22 protein-coding genes, 1 tRNA gene and 1 riboswitch are annotated in these 22,037 nt (G+C 39.3%); of the genes, 3 read left to right on the forward strand and 20 right to left on the reverse strand.

The window, feature by feature from the left end:
* Nucleotides 1–366: 366 nt before the first annotated feature.
* The 10 genes from mgtE to LB467_RS09335 form a co-directional block, all read right to left on the reverse strand.
* A complete protein-coding gene (mgtE, locus tag LB467_RS09290) occupies nt 367–1,716 on the reverse strand; it encodes a magnesium transporter (RefSeq protein WP_224473755.1) in 1,350 nt (449 codons plus the stop codon).
* Nucleotides 1,697–2,527, reverse strand: a complete 831-nt coding sequence (gene rsmA, locus LB467_RS09295; protein WP_224473756.1) for a 16S rRNA (adenine(1518)-N(6)/adenine(1519)-N(6))-dimethyltransferase RsmA — start codon at nt 2,525–2,527, stop codon at nt 1,697–1,699. The genes mgtE and rsmA overlap by 20 nt, the downstream gene beginning before the upstream one ends.
* Before the next feature lie 3 nt (nt 2,528–2,530).
* Nucleotides 2,531–2,839 carry a DUF4286 family protein gene (locus LB467_RS09300; RefSeq protein WP_224473757.1) on the reverse strand — a complete coding sequence of 103 codons (309 nt, stop codon included), beginning with the start codon at nt 2,837–2,839 and terminating at the stop codon, nt 2,531–2,533.
* 9 nt (nt 2,840–2,848) lie between these two features.
* Nucleotides 2,849–4,672: a tetratricopeptide repeat protein gene (locus LB467_RS09305; protein WP_317196359.1), complete on the reverse strand. Its 1,824-nt coding sequence runs from the start codon at nt 4,670–4,672 to the stop codon at nt 2,849–2,851.
* A gap of 13 nt (nt 4,673–4,685) precedes the next feature.
* Nucleotides 4,686–5,957 carry a serine--tRNA ligase gene (serS, locus tag LB467_RS09310; RefSeq protein WP_224473758.1) on the reverse strand — a complete coding sequence of 424 codons (1,272 nt, stop codon included), beginning with the start codon at nt 5,955–5,957 and terminating at the stop codon, nt 4,686–4,688.
* A 191-nt stretch (nt 5,958–6,148) separates the two neighbouring features.
* Complete coding sequence (locus LB467_RS09315) at nt 6,149–7,468, reverse strand: HTTM domain-containing protein (RefSeq protein WP_224473759.1); 1,320 nt, start codon at nt 7,466–7,468, stop codon at nt 6,149–6,151.
* Nucleotides 7,458–8,396, reverse strand: coding sequence for a bifunctional riboflavin kinase/FAD synthetase (locus LB467_RS09320; protein WP_224473760.1), 939 nt, complete (start codon nt 8,394–8,396; stop codon nt 7,458–7,460). Before LB467_RS09320 ends, LB467_RS09315 begins: the two co-directional genes overlap by 11 nt.
* Before the next feature lie 7 nt (nt 8,397–8,403).
* Nucleotides 8,404–9,033, reverse strand: coding sequence for an aminoacyl-tRNA hydrolase (gene pth, locus LB467_RS09325; RefSeq protein ID WP_224473761.1), 630 nt, complete (start codon nt 9,031–9,033; stop codon nt 8,404–8,406).
* A gap of 210 nt (nt 9,034–9,243) precedes the next feature.
* The gene (locus tag LB467_RS09330) at nt 9,244–9,900 is read right to left on the reverse strand and encodes a 50S ribosomal protein L25/general stress protein Ctc (protein ID WP_224473762.1); all 657 of its coding nucleotides are present in this window, start codon (nt 9,898–9,900) and stop codon (nt 9,244–9,246) included.
* A 139-nt stretch (nt 9,901–10,039) separates the two neighbouring features.
* On the reverse strand, nt 10,040–10,981 hold the full coding sequence (locus LB467_RS09335) for a ribose-phosphate pyrophosphokinase (protein ID WP_224473763.1): 942 nt from the start codon (nt 10,979–10,981) through the stop codon (nt 10,040–10,042).
* Nucleotides 10,982–11,132: 151 nt separating this feature from the next.
* On the opposite strand from LB467_RS09335, the gene LB467_RS09340 reads away from it, so the two are divergent.
* From LB467_RS09340 to LB467_RS09350, 3 genes are all read left to right on the forward strand, one after another.
* A tRNA-Leu gene (locus LB467_RS09340) sits at nt 11,133–11,214 on the forward strand.
* Between the two features lie 237 nt (nt 11,215–11,451).
* A complete protein-coding gene (locus tag LB467_RS09345; RefSeq protein ID WP_224473764.1) occupies nt 11,452–12,672 on the forward strand; it encodes a site-specific integrase in 1,221 nt (406 codons plus the stop codon).
* Between the two features lie 132 nt (nt 12,673–12,804).
* Nucleotides 12,805–13,236: a Dabb family protein gene (locus LB467_RS09350; protein WP_224473765.1), complete on the forward strand. Its 432-nt coding sequence runs from the start codon at nt 12,805–12,807 to the stop codon at nt 13,234–13,236.
* A 327-nt stretch (nt 13,237–13,563) separates the two neighbouring features.
* Here the strand turns inward: LB467_RS09350 and moeB are convergent, their stop codons facing one another.
* From moeB to LB467_RS09400, 10 genes are all read right to left on the reverse strand, one after another.
* A complete protein-coding gene (gene moeB, locus LB467_RS09355; RefSeq protein WP_224473766.1) occupies nt 13,564–14,634 on the reverse strand; it encodes a HesA/MoeB/ThiF family protein in 1,071 nt (356 codons plus the stop codon).
* A 2-nt stretch (nt 14,635–14,636) separates the two neighbouring features.
* Entirely contained in the window at nt 14,637–15,746 is a 1,110-nt protein-coding gene (gene thiH, locus LB467_RS09360; protein WP_224473767.1) for a 2-iminoacetate synthase ThiH, read from the reverse strand.
* The gene (locus tag LB467_RS09365) at nt 15,739–16,518 is read right to left on the reverse strand and encodes a thiazole synthase (RefSeq protein WP_224473768.1); all 780 of its coding nucleotides are present in this window, start codon (nt 16,516–16,518) and stop codon (nt 15,739–15,741) included. The genes thiH and LB467_RS09365 overlap by 8 nt, the downstream gene beginning before the upstream one ends.
* On the reverse strand, nt 16,515–17,150 hold the full coding sequence (gene thiE, locus LB467_RS09370; protein WP_224473769.1) for a thiamine phosphate synthase: 636 nt from the start codon (nt 17,148–17,150) through the stop codon (nt 16,515–16,517). Before thiE ends, LB467_RS09365 begins: the two co-directional genes overlap by 4 nt.
* Nucleotides 17,147–17,920, reverse strand: a complete 774-nt coding sequence (locus tag LB467_RS09375; protein WP_224473770.1) for a hydroxymethylpyrimidine/phosphomethylpyrimidine kinase — start codon at nt 17,918–17,920, stop codon at nt 17,147–17,149. Before LB467_RS09375 ends, thiE begins: the two co-directional genes overlap by 4 nt.
* The gene (locus LB467_RS09380; protein ID WP_224473771.1) at nt 17,895–18,491 is read right to left on the reverse strand and encodes a thiamine phosphate synthase; all 597 of its coding nucleotides are present in this window, start codon (nt 18,489–18,491) and stop codon (nt 17,895–17,897) included. Before LB467_RS09380 ends, LB467_RS09375 begins: the two co-directional genes overlap by 26 nt.
* A gap of 12 nt (nt 18,492–18,503) precedes the next feature.
* On the reverse strand, nt 18,504–20,360 hold the full coding sequence (gene thiC, locus LB467_RS09385; RefSeq protein ID WP_224473772.1) for a phosphomethylpyrimidine synthase ThiC: 1,857 nt from the start codon (nt 20,358–20,360) through the stop codon (nt 18,504–18,506).
* Nucleotides 20,361–20,418: 58 nt separating this feature from the next.
* Nucleotides 20,419–20,622 (reverse strand): sulfur carrier protein ThiS, encoded by a 204-nt coding sequence (thiS, locus tag LB467_RS09390; protein WP_224473773.1) that lies wholly within the window; start codon nt 20,620–20,622, stop codon nt 20,419–20,421.
* A 98-nt stretch (nt 20,623–20,720) separates the two neighbouring features.
* Nucleotides 20,721–20,819: riboswitch (TPP riboswitch) on the reverse strand.
* A 563-nt stretch (nt 20,820–21,382) separates the two neighbouring features.
* A complete protein-coding gene (locus tag LB467_RS09395) occupies nt 21,383–21,769 on the reverse strand; it encodes an acyl-CoA thioesterase (RefSeq protein WP_224473774.1) in 387 nt (128 codons plus the stop codon).
* A complete protein-coding gene (locus LB467_RS09400) occupies nt 21,766–22,023 on the reverse strand; it encodes a cysteine-rich CWC family protein (RefSeq protein WP_224473775.1) in 258 nt (85 codons plus the stop codon). Before LB467_RS09400 ends, LB467_RS09395 begins: the two co-directional genes overlap by 4 nt.
* Between the last annotated feature and the right edge of the window lie 14 nt (nt 22,024–22,037).

Genomic DNA, 22,037 nt, shown 5'->3' on the forward strand with positions numbered 1-22,037 from the left:
AAAACGGGCTTTTTCCTCATTACAATAAAATTAAGTTTGAGAATAGATGATGTATGTTGAAATGAAGGCGGTTTCATTTGTCTACTCACTAAGTGAGGTTTATATGAGGCTGTCTGCAAAGTTTATTGAATCGTCAAGCTGAACTTGTTTTAGAGCTTGCTCCGAAATTTATTCGGAGATCTAAGTTTATAATAATTCAAACATGTTAGAAGCTGAAACAAGTTCAGCTTGACGCCAATAGACCCAATTGAACAGCCTAATTTTGGTTTTCAAAAGTTCCTCGAGAGCTATTATTCGAGGTATTTCAATTACGAAAACCCAAAGTTAAAGAATGATTTTTAAAACTTAAAGCCTGAAGCCTTTTAGTTAGAAACCAAGCACTAATTTAGAAATGTAGAAGAAGAGGAAAATCCCGAAAATATCGTTACTGGTAGTAATAAATGGCCCCGTTGCAATCGCAGGATCAATCCCCTGTTTATTTAAGATGATAGGCACAAAGGTCCCCACCAAAGCGGCTACTATAATTACCGCAAGTAAGGATGAGGCTATGGTAATGCTAACCAATTGATCCTGGCCAACGATATATCCAAACAGCATAACCAGAATTCCTAGAGCGACTCCATTTATTAAACTGAGGCTTACTTCTTTTATTAAACGTTGTATTAAACTGCCGCGTAAATTATCGTTTGCAAGTCCCTGTACAATAATCGCACTGGATTGTACTCCAACATTTCCCGCCATTGCCGCAATTAAGGGCGTAAAGAAAAATAAAATAGGAAATTGTTCCAGGGCTTCTTCAAATCCTTTCATTATGTAAACACTTCCCAAACCACCAAAAAGGCCCAGTACCAACCAGGGCAAACGCGCCCTTGTTAATCTTAAAAGGCTATCATCTGCTTCTACAGATTCAGAAATACCGGAAGCCATCTGGTAATCTTTTTCGGCTTCTTCTTTTATAAAATCCACGATATCATCAATGGTAATCCTTCCAACAAGGCGGCCCATTTCATCTACAACCGGAATTGCCTCCAGGTCATATTTTTGCATTATTCGGGCTACTTCCTCTCCTTCGGTATGCACAGTTACATAATCTACCTGCGGAATGTACACATCCTGGATATTCGCGTGGCTGGGCGCGGTAAGCAAATCTTTAAGCGAAAGCCTTCCTTTAAGCTTATTTTTATCGTCTACAACATAGATGGAATGCACGCGGGTCACATTTTCGGCTTGTTCCCGCATTTCTGTCATACAGCCGGTCACACTCCAGTTCTCGTTAACTTTTACGAGCTCTTTCGCCATAAGTCCACCGGCAGAGTCTTCGTCGTAACGAAGCAGCTCCACAATATTATCGGCATGTTCCTCGTCTACGAGTTCTGCAATAACATTTTGTTGGCGTTCGGGAGAAAGTTCAGAAATGATATCGGCGGCATCATCGGTATCCATTTCTTCCAGCTCTTCAGCAATCTCCTTGGCCGAAAGTGTGTCCAGAATACGTTCCCGAACTCCTTCTTCCAGCTCCATTAAAGCTTCAGCCGTTTTCTGGCTGTCCAGAAGCTTAACGATGTAAGTGGCCTCTTCTAAAGAAAGTTCAGTTAAAATTTCAGCAATATCAGCGTGGTGCACGTCTTCAAGGTGCAATAGTAATTCCTCGTTATTCTCTTGCTCTATGAGGAATTTTAATTTTTCTATTAACTCACTACTGATTTGAAATTGCATACGGCTGAATTTTAAGGGTCAAATCTATAAATTCCTGATAACCGAGTTGCTCAGGACGTTTGTCAAATATAGTATCTTCCCTTAAATTATCGGGTAAATCGAAAGTTTTTAAACTGTTGCGCATTGTCTTTCTACGCTGCTGAAATGCTGTTTTTACTACCCTGAAAAACAGTTTTTCGTCACAAGGCAGGCTGAAATCTTCTTTTCTTATTAATCGCAGTACCCCGCTTTCTACTTTTGGCGGCGGATTAAATACTGAAGGCGGCACGGTAAACAAGTATTCGGCTTCGTAAAAGGCCTGCACCAGCACCGAAAGAATTCCGTAGGTTTTATTGCCTTCTTTCCCACAAATTCTCTGGGCAACTTCTTTTTGAAACATTCCAGAAAACTCAGGGATCTGGTGTTTTAATTCTAAAACTTTAAAAACGATTTGTGTTGAAATATTGTACGGGAAATTTCCAATAACCGCAAAAGCCTCATCGCGAAAAATAGTTCCCACATCGTATTTTAAAAAATCGTATTGATGAATCCTATTTTCCAGCTGCGGATAATGTTCCTGAAGATAAGCAACGCTTTCAGTATCAATTTCTATTACGTGAATTTCGGCGTCCTGTTTCAGCAAGTATTTCGTTAAAACGCCCATCCCGGGACCAATTTCCAGAACTTTGTTATATCCTTTATAACTAAGTGTTTCAGCTATTTTCTCAGCCACACTTTCATCGGTTAAAAAATGTTGCCCAAGATGCTTTTTTGCCCTTACCTCACCATCCTCCGACTGTGGAGGCCTGCCTTTTTTCTTATACTTTCCCATAAATTACTGCTCGCTAACTACCTGCATTTCGGTTCTAAAAGCCACGAATTTTCCTTCAAAAGCTTTGCTTTTCCCTTTCAATCTTTCGGCATCTTCTTCGTAATATTTTTCCAGTTCAGCTTTATTTTCAGCAGTGTATTGAACAGAATAAGTAATCCCACCCATAGCTTCGGTTACCATTACGCGGGTCATTAAAGCTTTTTTGAATTTTCCGGTATCCAGCATTTCAGGGATATGCTCTTCTTTCATCCATTTCACCCAATCGTCGTGAATAGCTTCTTCAATATTTATGGTTACGTTATATATGTACATGTTGATTTTTTATGGGGTTTCCTGGTAATCTCCTCTTAGTTCCCGGTACTTTTTGCGGGCGTCCACAAAATAAATACTGTCGGCAAAGTTAAAAATTATTTGCTCGTAATATTCTTTGGCCTTTTCCAGATCCTGCAACTCATTTGCATATAATTCGGCTAAATAATAATGAGCATTATCGGCCAGGATATCGGTATTAAAATTCGCAATTATCGCGAGGTAATTATTTTCCGCCTTCTTAGGCTGGTCGGTTTCTTCAAATAACCTGGCTTGTTTCAGCAAGGCTTCATCTTCTATTTTTTCGCCCTTATGAAGGTTTAAAATCTCTCCTAAAAGTTCAATTGCTTCTAAATTTTTCTCCTGAAAATCCAGCAAATCGGCACGGGCATATTTTTTAAGCGCAGTTTGAGTTGAATCTTCAATAGAATTATCCTCAATTAGCAAACTCAATTCCATCGCATCGTTGGCGATAAGCTGTGAGGTAGAAGATTTTAAGACATCCAATTGCTGTTTTGCCCATTTAAAATCGCCTTTAAAATAACTGGTTTTAGCAACTTTAAACCGGGCATTTTGCGAGATCTGATCGTTTTTTACCAAATTTTGAACCTGGGAATAATAAATAAGCGCTTCATTAAATTTCTCCTGAAGTACTAAAATATCTGCCAGTGCCAGTTTAATAATCGCTTTGTCAAAATCACGATTTGCCTGCTCTGAAAGTCGTTTCAATAAAGCGATGCCTTCTTCTTTCTTATCTTGTTTAAAGGCAAGAAAATTCGCAAAATCAATCTGTAAATTCAGCGTATTTAGTCCGGTTCCAAACTGTTCCAATAATTCAGAATATCTTTTTTCTACTTCGGAATAAGTTTTTTCATCTTCTTTTTCCAGTCGCATTTTTAGTAAAAACTGGTTTCCCTGCAACACGATATTTTCTGAAGGTGCTTCTTCTATCACATAGTCTACAATCTCAATAGCCGCGTCAAAATCCTCAGCTTCCCGGGCCATGACTGCCAGGTTTAAAATGCTTTGCAAACTATTATCGCTTCGTCTGTAAATAGCCTTTTCCTGGGAAAATGCCTTTAAAAATTCCTGCTCCTGGATAAAAAGCCAGCTTAGCATTTCGTTATAAAGCAAGCTAGGATTTTGCTGGAGTCTTGTGAGCAGCAACCTTCTAAAAGCAGTATTGGCTTCCGTTGAAGGATCTGCTGAAATATACTTACCGAATTCACGATTTGCGATCGAGAAAAAATCTGGGTTCGCTTCAATCAACTCCAGGTAATTCTTAAACATTTCTTCGGTTTTACCCTGTTCCCCGTAAATTCTCGCGAGTTGTAAATTGTAGTTCAGTTCATTATTCAGCTCCATCGCCTTTTCATAGGTTTCAGCGGCATTTTTAAGCAGGCTATATTTTTGAAAAGTTCGGGCTATGGAATAGGCGTAATTTGGGCGTGCGTCTACCGCGCTTAAGGCTTCCGCGTAGAACTGCTCTGCTCTCTCGGTATTTTGCTGAAGTTCATAATTATGCCCAAGTTCAATTAAAAGCGTAGGATTGTTGGCCGAATTATTCAATTTCTCCCTCAGCAATTCTTCGGCTTTTGTGAAATTTTCCAGTTGCTGATGACTTTCCACCAACCCGAAAAAATAGGAAGTATTTTGCGGATTTTCTTTCAGTAATTGTTCGTAGGTTTTTAGCGCTTTTTCAAATTCTCCCTGATCGAAAAAATTACGAGCCAAAATCTCAGACTGCGCCCAGGCCCCTGAAATGGAACAAAATAAAATTAAGAATATTAAAGCAATGCGCATCCCGTAAAGATAAGGATTTGCCCTGTGAATCAATATTTTTAGCCGTTTAATCTATGAGGTTGAAACCTGTATAAGGCACCAAAACATCTGGAACTTTAATTCCATCTTCGGTTTGATAATTCTCCAGAATACCTGCAAGTACACGCGGCAAGGCTAAAGCACTTCCGTTTAGTGTGTGTGCCAGTTCTTTTTTACCTTCTTTATTTTTATAACGAAGTTTAAGCCTGTTAGCCTGGAAAGTCTCAAAATTTGAAACAGAGCTAATCTCCAGCCAACGATCCTGCGCAGTAGAAAATACTTCAAAGTCGTAAGTAAGTGCTGCAGTAAAACCGAGGTCACCACCGCATAGTCTTAAGATTCGGTAAGGTAATTTAAGATCGGCTAAAATATCTTTAATATGTTCCACCATATTATTTAAAGCCGCATAAGAATCTCCGGGTTTTTCAATCCTTACCAGCTCCACTTTATCAAACTGGTGCAAACGGTTAAGTCCGCGTACGTGGGCGCCATAAGAACCCGCTTCCCGTCTAAAGCACGGAGTATAACCGGTACAGGCAATTGGAAAATCCTTATCGGTTAGCAAGCGATCACGGTACATATTTGTAATTGGCACCTCGGCCGTTGGGATCATATAAAGATCATCGGCTGTGATATGATACATTTGGCCTTCTTTATCGGGCAACTGTCCTGTTCCCAAACCGGAAGCTTCATTGATCATCAATGGCAATTGATATTCGGTATAACCGGCATCAATCGCTTTATCCAAAAAGTAAGTGATTAATGCACGTTGCAGCCTGGCTCCTTTTCCTTTATACACAGGAAAACCGGCCCCGGTTACTTTATTTCCTAGCTCAAAATCTATAATATCATACTTTTTGGCCAGTTCCCAATGCGGAAGCGAACCTTCGGCTAATACCGGTACATCGCCCTCTTTAAAGATCTCTACGTTATCTTCTTCTGAAGTTCCCGCTGGCACTGATTCGTGCGGAACGTTAGGAATGGTATAAAGCAGGGTTTCCAGTTTTGCGACAGTTTCAGAAAGTTCTTCAGATAGCGCTTTGGAATCTTCTTTTAATTTCCCGGTTTTTTCTTTGATCAGGTTGGCTTTTTGATGCTCGCCGTTTTTGAACATCATTCCAATTTCTTTGGAAAGCCTGTTAGATTCAGCTAAAATGTCATCGAGTTTTACCTGGGTTGCACGACGCTTTTCGTCTAATTGCAACACCTCTTCAAGTATACTTTCGGCCTCGAAATTTCGTTTTTTGAGCCCTTTAATGAATTCCTCTTTATTTTCCCTGATATGGTTAACCTGTAACATAGTTTTATTTTACTCGATAATCGAGATTTAAATACTCCGAGGCCTACCCGAATCATTCAGGCGGCCTTGCCTGCCCTATCCGCAGGCGGGCCTCGAAATTATAAATTATTTTCTCTTAATGCTTCGTGGACTTGCCCCGAAGTAATTTAACTGATTTGAAGCAGCAAATGTAACAAAAGCCCTCTAAAAATCTAGTCTAATTTTGAAGGTAAAATCCAATTGTGATGTTTAAAATGTTGCCATTTTTCAGCAGCAAGGTCAACTTTTGGGTCTATGAATTTTTCATAAGGCCGGCCGTTTATGCTTATTTCAGATTTCACAAAAACCTTTACATCTTTACCTTTTTCGGCATAATCTTCCTTTAAACGTTGCGCAAACTGCCACATCATATCGGGTTTGGAACTTACCGACCGCATTTGTTTGGGACTTAAATACCTGGCTTTATTCACGTAAATAGTGTCTCTTTTTCCTTTTTCAACTACTTTAAAAGTGGTTTTTCCAGAACGGGAACGCAGCATCATTCGCCAACTGAGGCGATGGGCTTCTTCGGTCCACAACACATTATCCTGGAAAAACCAATGTCTAAGAGGTAAAGCGATCTGGATCACAAACCAGATTGAAAGCACTGTTATTAATGGTTTTCTATAAGAAGGGATTATTATTTCGCCCTTGTCATAGTACGGTTTTTTATTCCGAAGGATGTATTTATTGATCTTTTCTGAAGGAAAAAAGAACAGGCAAAAAGCCAGTGATAAATACGGGAAGATCCCAATGTGGAAAATAAAACTATTAAACAGGTGAAAGAAAATAGCGAGAATAAAAGCCGGTACTCGGGTTCGTTTCCACAAAAGAGCGGGGATTATTAATAAATCGAATAAAATTCCGAAATACGCGATAGCATATCTAACCCAGTCCTGCTGAAGAAATTCGCCTACCAGCCAGTAATCGGCTTTTCCGCGCATTAGCATTGCCGGCAAAGTACCATCTAACCAATCTGGATATAATTTTGCTACTGAAGCGTAGGTGTACACAATCCATAATTGAAGGACGATTAATACCCAAACCCATTGCGGCATGGAAATTTTCTTAAGATCTGGTTTTTTCCAGGCGTCTATAGAAAAATAACGATGTGCAGGTAGAAAAAACATAATGCCGCACAGCAGCATCAGTAAATAATAATGATTATTATAAGAAGATTTTTGCATCAGGTAGACTCCCGCCCACATTATAGTATAACAAAAAATACTAAGGCGGTATTTAAAGCCCAGCATTACAAAAAGACCAAACAGTCCTAAAATTCCGTAGTAATACAACATTCCATCACCCGGTAACGGTTGCAGGAATTCAAAACCAATAAAATTAAAGGTGAAGTCGGGCTCAATAAGTGTTCTGCGAATCCACCCGGTAAATATAGCCCCAACGGCTTCAAGCGTAATAAGCAAGCCAAAAATAATTCGGAAAGCAATAAGCGCCGAATTATCTACTTGCTTAAAGAGCCATTTATTCAGCATGGTTATCTTTAATATATTGCCTGGAGAAAGCTTCGTCCTGTCGCATTGCTATTTTTAAAGCTTCAATAGAATTGAATTTCTTTTCATCGCGAATTCTTACCAGCATTTCTATACGCAGCTCTTGTCCGTAGAGGTCTTCATCAAGATTAAAAAAATAAGTTTCAATGCTTTGCTCTTCTCCACCAACCGTGGGATTGGTTCCAATATTCATCATCCCGAAGTAGCGTTTACCATTAATTATAGATCTCGCCACATAAACCCCGTTTTTAGGAATCAATTTATAGTCTTCTTCAATGCTTAAATTCGCAGTGGGATAATTGAATTCTTTTCCCAAACCGCGACCTTTTACCACTTTTCCCTTTAAACTAAAAGGCGTTTGCAGGTAACTATTGGCCTGCTCCACCCTACCGTCTAAAAGCGCGTTCCTGATCTTGGTAGAACTTACCGCTACCTGGTCTACTTCCTGCTTGGTGATTTCTTCTACATCAAAACCATATTCTTCACCAAACTTCTTTAGCGTGTTAATATCTGCGGTGCGATTTCGACCAAAACGATGGTCGTAACCAATGATCACTTTCTTCGCCTTTAAGCGATTAACTAAAATATCACGCACAAATTCCTGCGCGGTAAGCCTTGAAAATTGCTGGGTAAATGGATGCACCACTAAATGATCTATCCCGGTGTTTTCCAGAATTTCGATGCGTTCTTCTATGGTATTTATAAGTTTTAATCCGCTTTCTTTTTGCAGAACCATTCTTGGATGCGGAAAAAAAGTGAAGATCACCGACTCAAGATTCTCGATCATCGCGGCATCTACGAGACGCTTTATAATTTTTTGGTGACCGGCGTGAACCCCATCAAAAGTACCAATGGTAACTACTGTTTGTTTTTCACTCCTAAAAGCATTTGCTCCTTTATGTATTTTCAAGGCCTACTTATTTTCCGTTAAATGAATTCATTGTATTTGAAACGCCTGCCGTTCCAAAAGATTTTACCAACTCGGCCGATTTCTGAAAGCGTTCCGGCAATACTTTTTTCTCTTCTTCTCCCCATTCACCAAGCACATAATCTACTTGCTGGCCTTTGGAAAATTCGTCGCTAATTCCAAATCTAAACCTATTGTATTTCGTGGTATTCAACGTACTCTGGATATCTTTTAGTCCGTTATGCCCACCGTCACTACCTTTGGTTTTTAATCGAATAGTGCCAAAAGCCAGATTAAGATCATCGGTGATCACCAGAAGATTTTCTATGGCTATTTTTTCTTTCTGAAGCCAGTAATTAATGGCTTTCCCGCTTAAATTCATATAAGTTGAAGGCTTCAGCAGCACAAAGGTTCGGCCCTTGAATTTGAATTGAGCTACATCTCCTAATTTCCCTGTAGAAAAACTTACTTCTTCTTTTTCGGCTATATAATCAAGAATTTTAAAACCTATATTATGGCGGGTATTTTGGTATTTAGGACCGGGATTTCCCAACCCGGCGATCAAAAATTTCTTCATGGGATCTTGTTCTTCTTCCTGGGGCTTTTTCTTACTTAGTATTTTTCCGAAGAAAGACAGCATAGCGTTTGTTTTGGTAAAGATAAAATTATTAGAATATCTAACTAAAAGTTTTTAATAAGGATTGAAAGACAAATTAGTTAACTAACCCGGAGCAAACCCAAAATAAATTTTGAAAAAAAACAACAGATTATTTTAAATCTCATTTAGTGAGGAAACAAAAAAAGCACCCCGTTTGGGATGCTTTTAGATTTTTGCTGAAAAAAGAAAAGATTAATTATCTTCTCCTTCTTTAACTGCAGCCTCATCACTTGTTTCAGTAGATGGTACTTCGTCTGCTGGTACTTCATCTTCATCTTCGTCGTCCTCAAGGGCAACAATATTACGTGAAGTTCTAACCTGGCAAATTACTGTGTTATCTGGGTGCTGAATCTCGTAAGACTCATCTGCAACAGCAGTGACGTAAAGTTTTTGACCAATTTTAAGTTTGGTAACGTTTGCAGTAATATAATCTGGCAATTCGTTGGCCAAACCTCTTACTTTTAAACGACGTAGGTTGTAACGTAAAACACCCCCATTTTTAACACCTCTCGCGATACCTTCGGTATGGATAGGAATTTCCATAGTGATTGGTTTATCATCACTAATCTGGTAGAAATCTACGTGCAAAATAGCATCGGTAACCGGGTGGAATTGAATGTCCTGAAGAATGGCGTTAAATTTCTCGCTATCTCCAAATTTAATTTCCACTGTATGCACATCTGGGGTGTACACAAGGTCGTTAAACGAAATTTCTTCTGTTGCAAAATGCAACGGCTTGGCATCTCCCCCGTATAATACGCAAGGAACCTGTCCAGCATTACGCAGGGCCTTCGTGGCTTTCTTTCCTACGCTTTCTCTTTTAGATCCGTTGATCGTAATTGATTTCATTATTCAAAAATTTTAGGCTGCAAAAGTAGCGCTTTTTTCCTTTCTATAAAACCCTGACTTAAAATTCTTTAAAAAGAAGATTTTAATTAAGAAATATAACCAAAAACCTGACAATAAATTATCTGCAGTCAAATTTCGATTACATAATGAATTTAGAACTGATGGATTTATTGTTGTGTACCCTATTCATAACATCGGCAAAAAGATTGGCACAGCTCACCACTTTAATTTTTCGACTTTCCTGCCTTAGTGGAATAGAATCGGTTACAATTAGCTCCTGAAGTTTGGATTTCTCAATCCGGTCGTAGGCTTCTCCGGAAAGTACCGGGTGAGTACAAATTGCACGTACGCTTTTTGCTCCGCGCTCCATCATTAAATCTGCAGCTTTGGTCAAAGTTCCGGCAGTATCTACCATATCGTCTACCAAAACCACATTTTTACCTTCAACATTACCAATAAGTTCCATATGCGAGATCACATTGGCTTTTGCCCGTTGCTTATAGCAAATTACCACGTCGCTTTCCAATGCTTTAGAATAAGCATAAGCTCGTTTAGAACCTCCCATATCTGGTGATGCAACCGTTAAATTATCTAACTTTAAATTCTTCAAATGCGGAAGAAATACCGTGGAAGCATAAAGATGATCTACAGGTTTTTCGAAGAATCCCTGAATTTGATCAGCATGCAGATCCATGGTTATAATTCTGGTAGCACCGGCGGTTTCCAGAATACTGGCTATCATTTTTGCTGCAATTGGCACTCTTGGTTTATCTTTTCTATCCTGGCGTGCCCAACCGAAATACGGAAGTACAGCCGTGATATGTCTTGCCGAAGCCCTTTTAGCAGCATCAAGCATTAAAAGCATCTCCATTAAATGGTCTGAGCCCGGGTGGGTAGAACCAATAATAAAAACTCTTGAACCTCTCACCGACTCTTCAAATGAAGGCTGAAATTCACCATCGCTATAAGTGGAAGTAATTACATTTCCTAGTTTGGTACCGTAAGCAGCCGCTATTTTTTCAGCTAAAGCTTTACTCTGGGTGCAGGAAAAAATTTTGGCCTCGGGAATTACGTTGGGCATGTTGTGTTGTTTTTGTGTGAATGTTGTTTGTTGTGCTGCAAATTTAGAAATTAATTCCTTTCACACCTCACGAATAAGTTTAGAGTGAAATTTTAAAATTAGAAAAAAACATTTGGGGGTGGGAAAAATTTTTTACTTTTGCCCTCCACTTGCTCGAGTGGCGGAACTGGTAGACGCGCTGGATTCAAAATCCAGTAACTTCGGTTGTGCGGGTTCGATTCCCGCCTCGAGTACTTTTAAGCCTACAAACAACACCAAAACCCCGTAAACTTCACTGTTTACGGGGTTTTTCATTTTTTACAATATCAAATAATATCATTTAAATAGGTATTAAAAGTGTCCTATTCGGTGCCCTTTCTGAATTTTAAAAATAGGTCACCGAATTCACCTTAACATATTGATTTAATGGTTTTTACATTCATATTATTTGGTTTTTTTTCTTTAGATTTAGCATTCAAAAATATATCATTATGCAGAACTTATTATCAATTCTCTTTTATATCAAGAGAGGTAAAACCGACAAACAAGGGAAAGTTCCTATTTATATGAGAATCACCTATAATGGGAAAAGAGCCGAAGTTAGCACAATGAGAAAAGTAGAATTAAACAAATGGAATTCAAAAGCCAATTGTTTTAAAGGCAATTCCATTGAAGCTAAATCAATAAATAGGAACCTGGATATTATGAAGAACCGTCTATACAGCATATATCAAAAACTTCAGGATACGGACGAAAATATTACCGCAACTATATTGAAGGATATTTATATAGGTAAAGACGATTCAAAAAAAGGAATTTTACAAATATTTGAGGATCACAATTTAAGAATGGAAAAACTGGTTGGAAAAGATTATTCCTTTAGAACCCTTCAGCGCTATAATACTACCAAAAAACATTTAACAAATTTTATTTCATCGAATTATAAATCAGATGATTTTCGGGTTAAAGATATTGATACCAAATTCATTAATAGTTTTATTTACTATCTCAAAACAGAACTCAACCTCTCTCACAATTCAGCTTTAAAATATTTAGCCTACTTAAAAAAAATTGTTAGGATTGCTGTTGCCAATGGTTGGTTGGAGAAGGATCCATTTTATAATTTAAAACTAAAACGCCAGTCTATTGACCGGGAATTTTTGACTAAAGAAGAAATTATTAGAATAATGGAAAAAAGCTTCATTATCCCCAGAATGGAACAAGTAAGAGATGCATTTCTGTTTTCATGCTACACCGGGTGCTCTTATTCAGATATTGAAAAACTAACCACCCAAAATATTATTAAAGGAATTGATGGTTCACAATGGTTAAAGTTTAAGAGAACAAAAACCAAATCGCTTAGTAGCATTCCTCTTTTGACAGTTCCGGAAGAGCTTATTAAAAAATATAAAAACTTTGAAAATCCTAAAGGCACCTTGTTACCGGTGCTATCAAATCAAAAAACCAATAGTTACTTAAAAGAAATTGCCGATGTATGCGAAATTCAAAAAAAACTAACCTTCCATGTTGCCAGACATACATTTGCCACCACTGTCACCCTTTCAAATGGTGTCCCGATTGAAAGCGTAAGCAAAATGCTTGGGCATAAATCATTAAAAATCACCCAACATTACGCAAAGATTTTAGACGAAAAGTTAAGTGAGGATATGAATAACCTTAGAGCACGAATAGCTAGCAATGAGAACAAATAAAAATAACTGGCTGGAATCGCTGATATAAAAGCGAATACACTCTACAAAATTTAAAGCGGCCATTTTTTTCCTTTTCTTTTTTGTTACTTAGTTTCTCGAAAGTCCAGTAATCTCATCCAAAAGCAACGAAACATGAAAAAATCTATATTTTTAAAATTCTCATTATTCCTGGCACTTATCTCCTGTGAACAATCTAAGAATAATCAGGAATCTACAGATAGATTAGTTAACCATCCCAATGCCACGGAACAAACTGAACAGGTATTGAGACATGTAGTATTATTTAAATTTAAAGACAGCGCTACAGAAACTGATATCCAAGAGATAATAGACGCATTTAGGTCGCTTCCAAATAAAATTGATGGGATTCTAAATTTTGAATGGGGAACAGATGTTAGCCCAGAAGGATTATCAGATGGTTTTACCCATTGTTTTTTTCTCACCTTTAAGGATGAAAAATCCAGGGACGAATACCTTCCTCACCCTGCGCATGAAGCTTTTGGAGATATAGTGGGGCCTCATCTTGATAAAGTACTCGTGATAGACTATTGGCCAAAGCCATAGAAATATAAACTTTAGTAATATGATTATCATTTATTTATTTCGATAACAAACCATAAACTGCCGGGAAATCTTGGCGAACACCTAAAGGCGATTTTTATACGATATTTTCCTTATAAGCGAAGAGAGCTCAAAGCCCAAAATTTTAGAGTGCAAGAATTCTTCAATATTCAGTCTAAAGCCTTAATTAGTAAGGGCTTTTTGTTAATTCAATTCTATAGGTTCAAGTTATTTGAGTAAATATGAGTACTAAATATCCTCTAATAGCTATCACGCTCTCTTCACTGGATTCTCCTTGTTTATGCACCATCTAACCAGTAAAGAGGAACATTAGTTGACAGCATTGAGTTTTACCTTCTTAAGCCCCCCTTCCAGGTTGTACATCTTCTTCCCGCTAAATATTTTTTTGAGTTCAGAAATGGCTTTTGAACTTCTTATGCCGGATGCACAATAAACCAGCAAATTATCATCGGAAGCTAATTCGTCACACCTGTTTCTTAATTCCGAAAGGGGGATATGTAGCCCGCCAAGGTTGAATGAGATTCGTTCTTCATGATTTCTTACGTCAAGTAAGGTAAATGATGACCGGGATTCTAAATACTCCTGATAAGAGATTGAATCGCCAGGTTTGGTTTCACAGGAAAAATTAATTTCCTTTAATTCTGTTATCTCCACATCAGTATTTTTAGAAAATGGCAGGATTCGGGTTTGCATTTCGAGCGCATCAAAAAGGAGCAATTTTCCCCACAATACATTTCCTATTCCCAGGATCATTTTTAACACTTCATTTGCCTGAAGATTTCCGATGATTCCCGGCAAGATCCCCAAAACACCGACTTCACTACAGGACGGCATCTCTTCGGGCGAACCTGGCTCCGGAAACAGGCAGCGGTAAGTGGGTCCATTTTGATAATTGAAGACCGAAACCTGTCCCTCAAACTTAAAAATTGAGCCGAATACCAAGGGCTTTCCTGCCAGAACTGAGGCATCATTTGCAAGGTATTTGGTGATAAAATTATCACTTCCTTCCACTATGATGTCATAATCCGAAAATAAATTAACTGCATTTTTTGCCGTCAACCGCTCATTATAAGACACTATTTCTATCGAAGAATTCATCTCCTGAAGCTTGTTTTTTGCAGCTATTACTTTCGGCTCCCCAATATTTTTTTCCGCAAAAAGAATCTGCCGTTGTAAATTTGAACTGTCAACCAGGTCGGCATCTATAACCCCTATTTTTCCAACTCCGGCTGCGGTAAGGTATTGCAAGACAGGACATCCAAGTCCGCCGGCACCTATAACCAATACCTTCGCCTGCTTGAGTTTTAGTTGCCCCGCTTCACCGATTTCCTTCAGTAGGATATGCCGTAGATAGCGCTGTTTTTCTTTTTCTGTCAACATCTTTACCAGCTTTTTTCCCAATCTTTCCAAACAGGTTCAATTCCGCTTTCCGAAAGCATTTTTGCAATAATTTCGGTACTTCTTTCGTCGGAAATTTCAAACTGCTCCAAAGATTGTGGTTCCACTACATAACCTCCGGGATTCGTTTTAGATTCAGCACTCATGGAATTGATGCCCAGGTGAATGATATTATTTCTAAAGATTTCACTTTCCCGGGTAGAAATAGACAATTCCACTTCTTCATCCAACAATCTGTAGGCACAAATAACCTGAAGCAAATCGGGATCTGTCATTTCTATTTTAGGTTCAAGTCCGCCGCTAAACGGCCGCAAACGCGGAAATGAAATGGAATACCTGGTTTTCCAATAGGTCTTTTGCAAATATTTTAGATGCAAAGCAGTGAAAAAGCTATCTGCCCTCCAATCTTCTAGTCCGAAAAGCGCACCAATCCCAATCTTATGGATTCCCGCTCTTCCAAGCCGGTCTGCGGTTTCCAATCGATAATCAAAATTCGATTTTTTCCCTTTTGGGTGATGGATCTTATAGGTCTCGCGGTGATAGGTTTCCTGATAAACCAGCGTTGCGTAAAGTCCGTTTTCAATCAACTTCTCGTATTCATCCTGGTCCAATGGTTGAATTTCAATAGAGATATTGGAAAAATATGGCCTCAGTAGTTTAACCGCATTGCACATATAATCAATGCCTACAGTCTTATTCGCTTCCCCGGTTACCAGTAGGATGTGGTCGTAGCCTTTTGACTTTAAAAATTCGGCTTCCTTGATTATTTCGGCATCGCTCAAGGTTTTCCTCGGAATTTTATTCGTCATACTAAACCCACAATAAGTACAAATATTCTGGCATTCATTGCTCAGGTACATGGGAGCGTACATTTGCATCGTATTTCCAAAGCGTTTTTTGGTAATCTTCTTGCTTTGTTGCGCCATCTGTTCCAGAAAAGGCTTTGCGGCAGGAGAAATAAGGGCTTTAAAATCCTCAAGATCCCTCTTGCTGCTCTGCAATGCAGAATGTACATCGGCTTCTGTTTTGGAGAAAATGCTTTCCAGCACCTCCTCCCAGGAATATTTACTCAAAGTTTCTTTGAAACTACTCATAAAGAAATTGTGTTAACGGGCTACTTGCTTCGGCTTGTTGTCTCTGTGGCGCCAGTTTCGCGGTGTAGGCAATCCTTCCCGCTTCAACAGCGAGTTTAAAAGCTTTTGCTATTTCCACCGGATTTTGAGAAACCGCGATTGCAGTATTTACCAACACCGCATCAGCACCTATTTCCATCGCGTGGGCGGCGTGAGACGGGCTCCCGATTCCCGCATCTACGATAACCGGCACATTGCTTTGTTCAATTATAATCTCCAGGAAATCCTGTGTTTTTAAACCTTTATTGCTCCCAATTGGGGCACCTAAAGGCATTACACACTGAGCCCCTACTTCTTCCAGGCGTTTGCACAAAACAGGGTCGGCGTGGATGTAGGGCATTACTACGAATCCCAGACTCACTAATTCCTCACAGGCTTTTAAAGTCTCTATAGGGTCGGGCAATAAATATTTAGGATCGGGATGTATTTCTACTTTTACCCAATTTGTTTCCAGTGCTTCCCTGGCCATTTGAGCAGCAAATACAGCTTCTTTGGCATTCCGAACTCCCGAAGTATTTGGGAGAAGGCTGATGTAAGGATCTTTTAAGGCAGCGATCATCTGATCATCGTCATTGCCCGGTTCCACCCTTTTCAAAGCCACGGTAACCAGTTCACTTTCTGAGGCTAAAACCGCCTGTTGCATTACTTCTGAAGAGCTGAATTTTCCTGTTCCCGTAAACAAACGGGAAGAAAAGGTCTTATCTGCTATTTTTAATTGATCTGTTTTGCTCATAATTGTTTTTCTGAAAATTGTTGTTGAATTCTCCTAAAGATCATTTCAGGCTTTGGATGCGTAGTAAGCCATCCAGAAATTGCCACACCGTTAACCCCACTTTCTGCTAAAACCGGAAGGTCCTCCGGAATAATCCCGCCAATGGCGATTACGGGAATTGATTTTCCTTTAGCACGAAGATTGCTTAACAGCTTACGATAACCAGCTGGCCCTAATATGGGACTAAGGTTCTTTTTGGTGGTTGTAAAGCGGAAGGGACCGAGGCCAATATAATCTACCTGCTTTTCACAAAGTCTTTCACAATCCTCCAGTGTGTTTGCCGTTCCTCCAATGATCTTATTTGGCCCCAGGAGCTTTCTGGCTTCCAATGGGCAGTTGTCTTCTTTGCCTAAATGAACGCCACTGGCATTAACTTCTTTTACAACCTCCGGAAAGTCATTGATGATCAATTTCACCTGAAATTGATCACAAATTTCCTTAGCTGCTTTTGCTGTTTCGAGAACTGTCTCATAAGCTTCGTTCTTGAGGCGCAACTGAATCCAGTCTGCCCCGGCGGCACACATCCTGCGAATGTTTTCCAGGTGTTCTTTGGGCGTTTCTCCCTGTGATATGTAGTGTAAGTTGGAGATCATATGTTATGGTTTGCTAACAATGTTTTGTTTGATGCTAATATTTTTTCGATGTAATCTTTTGCTTTTCGGGCAGCTTCGGGAAGTGAATCCCCCAACGCCAAATGTGCTGCAAGTGCCGAGGATACAACGCATCCGCTGCCGTGCTTTTCTGAACAACCGGTTCGGTTTGGCTTAAAGCTCAGGCATTCCCCTTCAGTGGTAAAAAGTTCATCCAGGCCGATAAATTCTGGCCGATGTCCTCCTTTGAGGTATAAATTGGTTTGGCTGCTTATTTTCCGAATCGTTTCTTCCATATTTAATTCCGGATAAAATACTTGCAATTCCTCAAAATTGGGAGTGACAAGGAAAACCCTCTCCATAACCGATTCCAAATTCTTCTGAAATTCATGTGGTTCCTGAAATGAGAATCCGCTACTAGACTTTAAAACCGGGTCCCAAATAATTTTAATATTTTGATTTATAACCAGTAGTTTGTCAATCACTTTTGTCAAAACCTGAAGATTCTCTACAATTCCGATTTTCGCTATTCCCACAGGAAAACTTTCCAATAAAAGTTCCAGTTGCTGAAAGATAATAACTTCAGAAGTCCAGTGACAGGCTTCAAATTTTTTATCATTCTGAATAGTATTTGCAGTGTTTACCGCCAAACCGTAACAGCCCAGCATTTCAAAGGTCTTGACATCTGCCAACAATCCGGCTCCACCTGATGGGTCGAATCCGGCGATACTTAAAACAAATGGCCTGTTAGTGGTAGACATTTCTGTATTCATTATAGATTTCAGTAAAAGCCTTGTTCCTGTATTCAGTGAGCCATACAGCTCCCAATACTGCTACTCCTGCATATCCCATTTCTTTTGTTTTGGATATTTTATCTGCTTCAATTCCGCCTAAAGCGATGACTTTTTGTTGCAATTTTTCCACATTAAAAGTTTGCCCTTCATATCCTTGTTTTGAAACCGAATTGAATACCGGACTCAAAAAAACATAATCAAATGATGAAGTATTATTTTTCAACTGTACTGAATCGTGAAATGAGGAACTGATCGTAAAGCCGTTTGATTTATACCTCTCAACAAATTCAGCTAAATTTTTTTGATTGTTTCGGAAGCTTTCCTTTAAATGAATTCCTTTTACCGGAAAAATTTCAGCTAAACAATGATGTTCATGAATTACCATTTTTTGAATATATTTTTCTTCAAATTGTGATAACCAACCCTTTAATATTTCTACGGTCATTCCCGGTTTACGAACATGTAAAAAGGGCAGCCCATTTTCAAAAAAATGAATGAGCTGTTCCTTTTCATCACTGTAATTTTCTTCCGAAGTAATAAGAACAAGCATCTAAATTTCGGTTTACAGGTAAACTTCACTTCCTTTTGCTTTAAATTCTTCCGATTTCTTTTTCATTCCTTCTTCAATCGCCTCCTGGGTATCCATTCCATTTGCTTCCGCAAAATTCCGCACATCCTGCGTGATTTTCATAGAGCAGAAATTTGGTCCGCACATAGAACAGAAATGGGCAACTTTAGCATTTTCAGAAGGTAAAGTTTCATCGTGGTAAGACCTCGCCGTATCTGGATCAAGCGCCAAATTAAACTGATCTTCCCATCTAAATTCGAACCGGGCTTTACTCAAAGCATCATCCCTGTGCTGTGCTCCCGGGTGACCTTTCGCTAAATCTGCAGCGTGGGCAGCGATTTTGTAGGTAATTACTCCTTCCTTTACATCGTCCCTGTTTGGCAGTCCCAAATGCTCTTTTGGGGTCACGTAACAAAGCATTGCGCAACCAAACCAACCGATCATCGCCGCGCCAATCCCACTGGTTATGTGGTCATAGCCGGGAGCGATATCTGTGGTCAATGGACCCAAAGTGTAAAAAGGAGCTTCCCCGCATACCTCCAGTTGCTTGTCCATATTTTCCTTGATCATGTGCATAGGGATATGGCCAGGGCCTTCAATAATACATTGTACATCGTGTTTCCAGGCGATTTTTGTAAGCTCCCCCAAAGTCTCAAGCTCGGCAAATTGGGCGTAATCATTTGCATCGGCAATACTTCCGGGACGTAGCCCGTCACCTAAAGAGAACGAAACATCATAAGCTTTCATGATCTCACAAATCTCCTCGAAATGTGTGTACAGAAAACTTTCCTTGTGGTGCGCCAAACACCATTTTGCCATTATAGAACCTCCTCGGGAAACCAGTCCCGTGACACGTTTCGCAGTATGCGGTACGTAAGCCAAACGCACGCCGGCGTGAATGGTAAAATAATCTACTCCCTGCTCGGCCTGTTCTATTAGCGTATCTTTGAAAATTTCCCAGGTGAGGTCTTCTGCTTTTCCGTTTACTTTTTCCAGGGCCTGGTAAATAGGCACGGTCCCAATAGGTACCGGTGAGTTTCTAAGGATCCATTCGCGGGTTTCGTGAATGTTCTTTCCGGTAGAAAGATCCATAATGGTATCTGCTCCCCATCGGCAGGCCCAAACTGCTTTTTCCACTTCTTCTTCGATAGATGAGGACACGGCAGAATTCCCGATGTTGGCGTTAATCTTCACCAGGAAGTTGCGGCCAATAATCATCGGCTCATTTTCGGGGTGATTAATGTTGGAAGGAATAATTGCCCTGCCGCGAGCGACCTCATCTCGCACAAATTCCGGAGTAATTACTTTCGGAATACTGGCCCCAAAACTGTTTCCAGGGTGCTGTTCTGAAATTTGGGTTATCTCCTCCAGCTTCTGGTTTTCACGGATGGCAATATATTCCATTTCGGGGGTGATAATGCCTTTCCTTGCATAGTGCATCTGAGTAACATTCTCCCCGGGTTTTGCTTTAAGAGGTTTTCTGTTTCTTTTAAAACGCAGCTCGTCCAGCTTTTCGTTGTTTTCCCTTTCGCGCCCGTAAGCCGAAGAAAGGCCTTGTAATTGCTCTACATCTTCCCGGCCGGCAATCCAGCCGTTGCGAATAGGTTGTAAGCCTTTTCGAACATCTATCTCTACCATTGGATCTGTGTACGCACCGCTGGTGTCATAAACCAATACAGGCTCGTTTTTCTCTACTTTTCCGTTGAATTTATCTACCGTGTCGCTAAGGGAGATCTTCCGCATAGGGATTTTAATATCCGGATGGATTTTTCCGCTTACATAGATCTTTTCGGAATTGGGAAAAGGTGCGCGGCTAATGGTTTGCTGCTTTGGAGTCTGGTCCTTTTTCATAATTACTTCTGTTTAGTGTTGGTATTTTCTGGCTTACGGAAATGCTTCCGAAGCACATTTATCCTCCCTGAGTAGCCCTGATAATGAGTATGTTTTCACCTTCGGCCAATTCTCGCCGGTTCCAATCGTTTTTAGAAATAATCTGATTATTGATAGCTACAGCAATTCCTTTTTCAGAAATATCAAGCTGCGTCAAAAGGTCCTGAAGATTGGATGGTGAATTAAAAGTGTGGGCGGTGTTGTTTACGTTTACAGTTATCATTTGTTGATATTTAATAGCTGTAAACTGCAGGGGGATCCCCTAAAGAAAAAAGTAAATACAAACCAGAATTCCTTCAAAAACGGAATTATGGTAGAAAATATGTAGATAACACTTTTCCCTTCGCGGGTATTAACCGGATCAGGTTCAAAGGGTTTTATCTCAGCCAATTTTAAAAATCAGCACCCCTAAAGTTTACGTTTTCAAATGTAAAGGATTTTTTTTGGGAAATAAAAATTTTTGCCGGCCTCAATTTTTTTCATCGCCAAAAAAGGTTTCTCTATAGTCCTGTACCATCTACTAAACCTAAATAAATAATATTTAATTTTTTTTCAAAATGAATTAGAATAACCTGGTAAAACGTACCTAATTAACTTTACTTTCTGTATTCAGGAAAGTTGAAGGCTACAATGGTAGATATGGAGAAGTATTAAAAGTTTTTGGTAATTATAGGAATATGATTCATCAGGTAAAACCCTTTCAGCCTATGGCTATATTATTTTGCAGTAGCCGCTTTAATGGTTCATTTTGCACACGGTGATTACAAATACTTTTACACGGCATTCTATGGCTGTATGTCATGTATAATAGCGCTAGCAACAAATGAAAATTTTAAACTGATATTGTGATAATAAAACGTAGAGTTTAAAATAATTTTCTCAGGACTGAATTAGTCTATAAGAGCAAAAATGACAACCCCCTTAAAAGGAGTTTTTGAAGATTTAACTTATAGATTTTACAGACCTCATTTAAGCTTCTGGACTTATTTCCTTATCGGAATCGGTTTCTTATTTTCATCAATTGCCACAAACGCAAACTCTCCCTGAATGGCTTTTTCCCTATGTTCAGAATACATCTGTTCAGTAAAAACTTCTACATTTACCTTGAGGCTTTTGTTTCCCAGGTGTACAACTTTTCCGATAAGTTCAACGATTGTTCCTGAAGGAATTGGTTTTCTAAAGTCAATTTTGTCGCTACTCACGGTAACCACAGTTTGTCTTGTAAAACGTGTAGCCGTTATAAAGGCTACTTCATCCATCATCTGCATTGCAGTTCCCCCAAAAAGGGTATCATAATGATTAGTAGTATTCGGGAAAACGGCTTTAAAAATTCGTGTTTCCGATTTTCTAATATTTTCTTCGACTGTCATTTCTCAATTTTTGGTGATCTATAAAATACACCCAAGATATCTTTCAGTTTACTTTGGTAATTTTGGTTGTGGAACTCTGTTTTTAGTTCTTTCATACATCTTGCACAGAGGCAGTTTTCATATAAACCTCGGATGTACTCAAGTTCCTTATTCTCTAACTTTATATCAGAGCACTGACAGAGTTGTATGGAACCAACCTTACATTCAAATTCTGTCTTACACCTTGGGCAGTATTTTTCTTCGTGCTTAATCAATTTTAATCAGAGAT

The sequence above is a fragment of the Salegentibacter tibetensis genome (assembly GCF_020164485.1).
Taxonomy (GTDB): domain Bacteria; phylum Bacteroidota; class Bacteroidia; order Flavobacteriales; family Flavobacteriaceae; genus Salegentibacter; species Salegentibacter tibetensis.

Bases quoted from the DNA above. Each gene is read 5' to 3' on its own strand.
- mgtE (WP_224473755.1), bottom strand. From the start codon at position 1,716: ATGCAATTTCAAATCAGTAGTGAGTTAATAGAAAAATTAAAATTCCTC.
- rsmA (WP_224473756.1), bottom strand. From the start codon at position 2,527: ATGGGAAAGTATAAGAAAAAAGGCAGGCCTCCACAGTCGGAGGATGGT.
- LB467_RS09300 (WP_224473757.1), bottom strand. From the start codon at position 2,839: ATGTACATATATAACGTAACCATAAATATTGAAGAAGCTATTCACGAC.
- serS (WP_224473758.1), bottom strand. From the start codon at position 5,957: ATGTTACAGGTTAACCATATCAGGGAAAATAAAGAGGAATTCATTAAA.
- LB467_RS09315 (WP_224473759.1), bottom strand. From the start codon at position 7,468: ATGCTGAATAAATGGCTCTTTAAGCAAGTAGATAATTCGGCGCTTATT.
- pth (WP_224473761.1), bottom strand. From the start codon at position 9,033: ATGCTGTCTTTCTTCGGAAAAATACTAAGTAAGAAAAAGCCCCAGGAA.
- LB467_RS09330 (WP_224473762.1), bottom strand. From the start codon at position 9,900: ATGAAATCAATTACGATCAACGGATCTAAAAGAGAAAGCGTAGGAAAG.
- LB467_RS09335 (WP_224473763.1), bottom strand. From the start codon at position 10,981: ATGCCCAACGTAATTCCCGAGGCCAAAATTTTTTCCTGCACCCAGAGT.
- LB467_RS09345 (WP_224473764.1), top strand. From the start codon at position 11,452: ATGCAGAACTTATTATCAATTCTCTTTTATATCAAGAGAGGTAAAACC.
- LB467_RS09350 (WP_224473765.1), top strand. From the start codon at position 12,805: ATGAAAAAATCTATATTTTTAAAATTCTCATTATTCCTGGCACTTATC.
- moeB (WP_224473766.1), bottom strand. From the start codon at position 14,634: ATGTTGACAGAAAAAGAAAAACAGCGCTATCTACGGCATATCCTACTG.
- thiH (WP_224473767.1), bottom strand. From the start codon at position 15,746: ATGAGTAGTTTCAAAGAAACTTTGAGTAAATATTCCTGGGAGGAGGTG.
- LB467_RS09365 (WP_224473768.1), bottom strand. From the start codon at position 16,518: ATGAGCAAAACAGATCAATTAAAAATAGCAGATAAGACCTTTTCTTCC.
- thiE (WP_224473769.1), bottom strand. From the start codon at position 17,150: ATGATCTCCAACTTACACTACATATCACAGGGAGAAACGCCCAAAGAA.
- LB467_RS09375 (WP_224473770.1), bottom strand. From the start codon at position 17,920: ATGAATACAGAAATGTCTACCACTAACAGGCCATTTGTTTTAAGTATC.
- LB467_RS09380 (WP_224473771.1), bottom strand. From the start codon at position 18,491: ATGCTTGTTCTTATTACTTCGGAAGAAAATTACAGTGATGAAAAGGAA.
- thiC (WP_224473772.1), bottom strand. From the start codon at position 20,360: ATGAAAAAGGACCAGACTCCAAAGCAGCAAACCATTAGCCGCGCACCT.
- thiS (WP_224473773.1), bottom strand. From the start codon at position 20,622: ATGATAACTGTAAACGTAAACAACACCGCCCACACTTTTAATTCACCA.
- LB467_RS09395 (WP_224473774.1), bottom strand. From the start codon at position 21,769: ATGACAGTCGAAGAAAATATTAGAAAATCGGAAACACGAATTTTTAAA.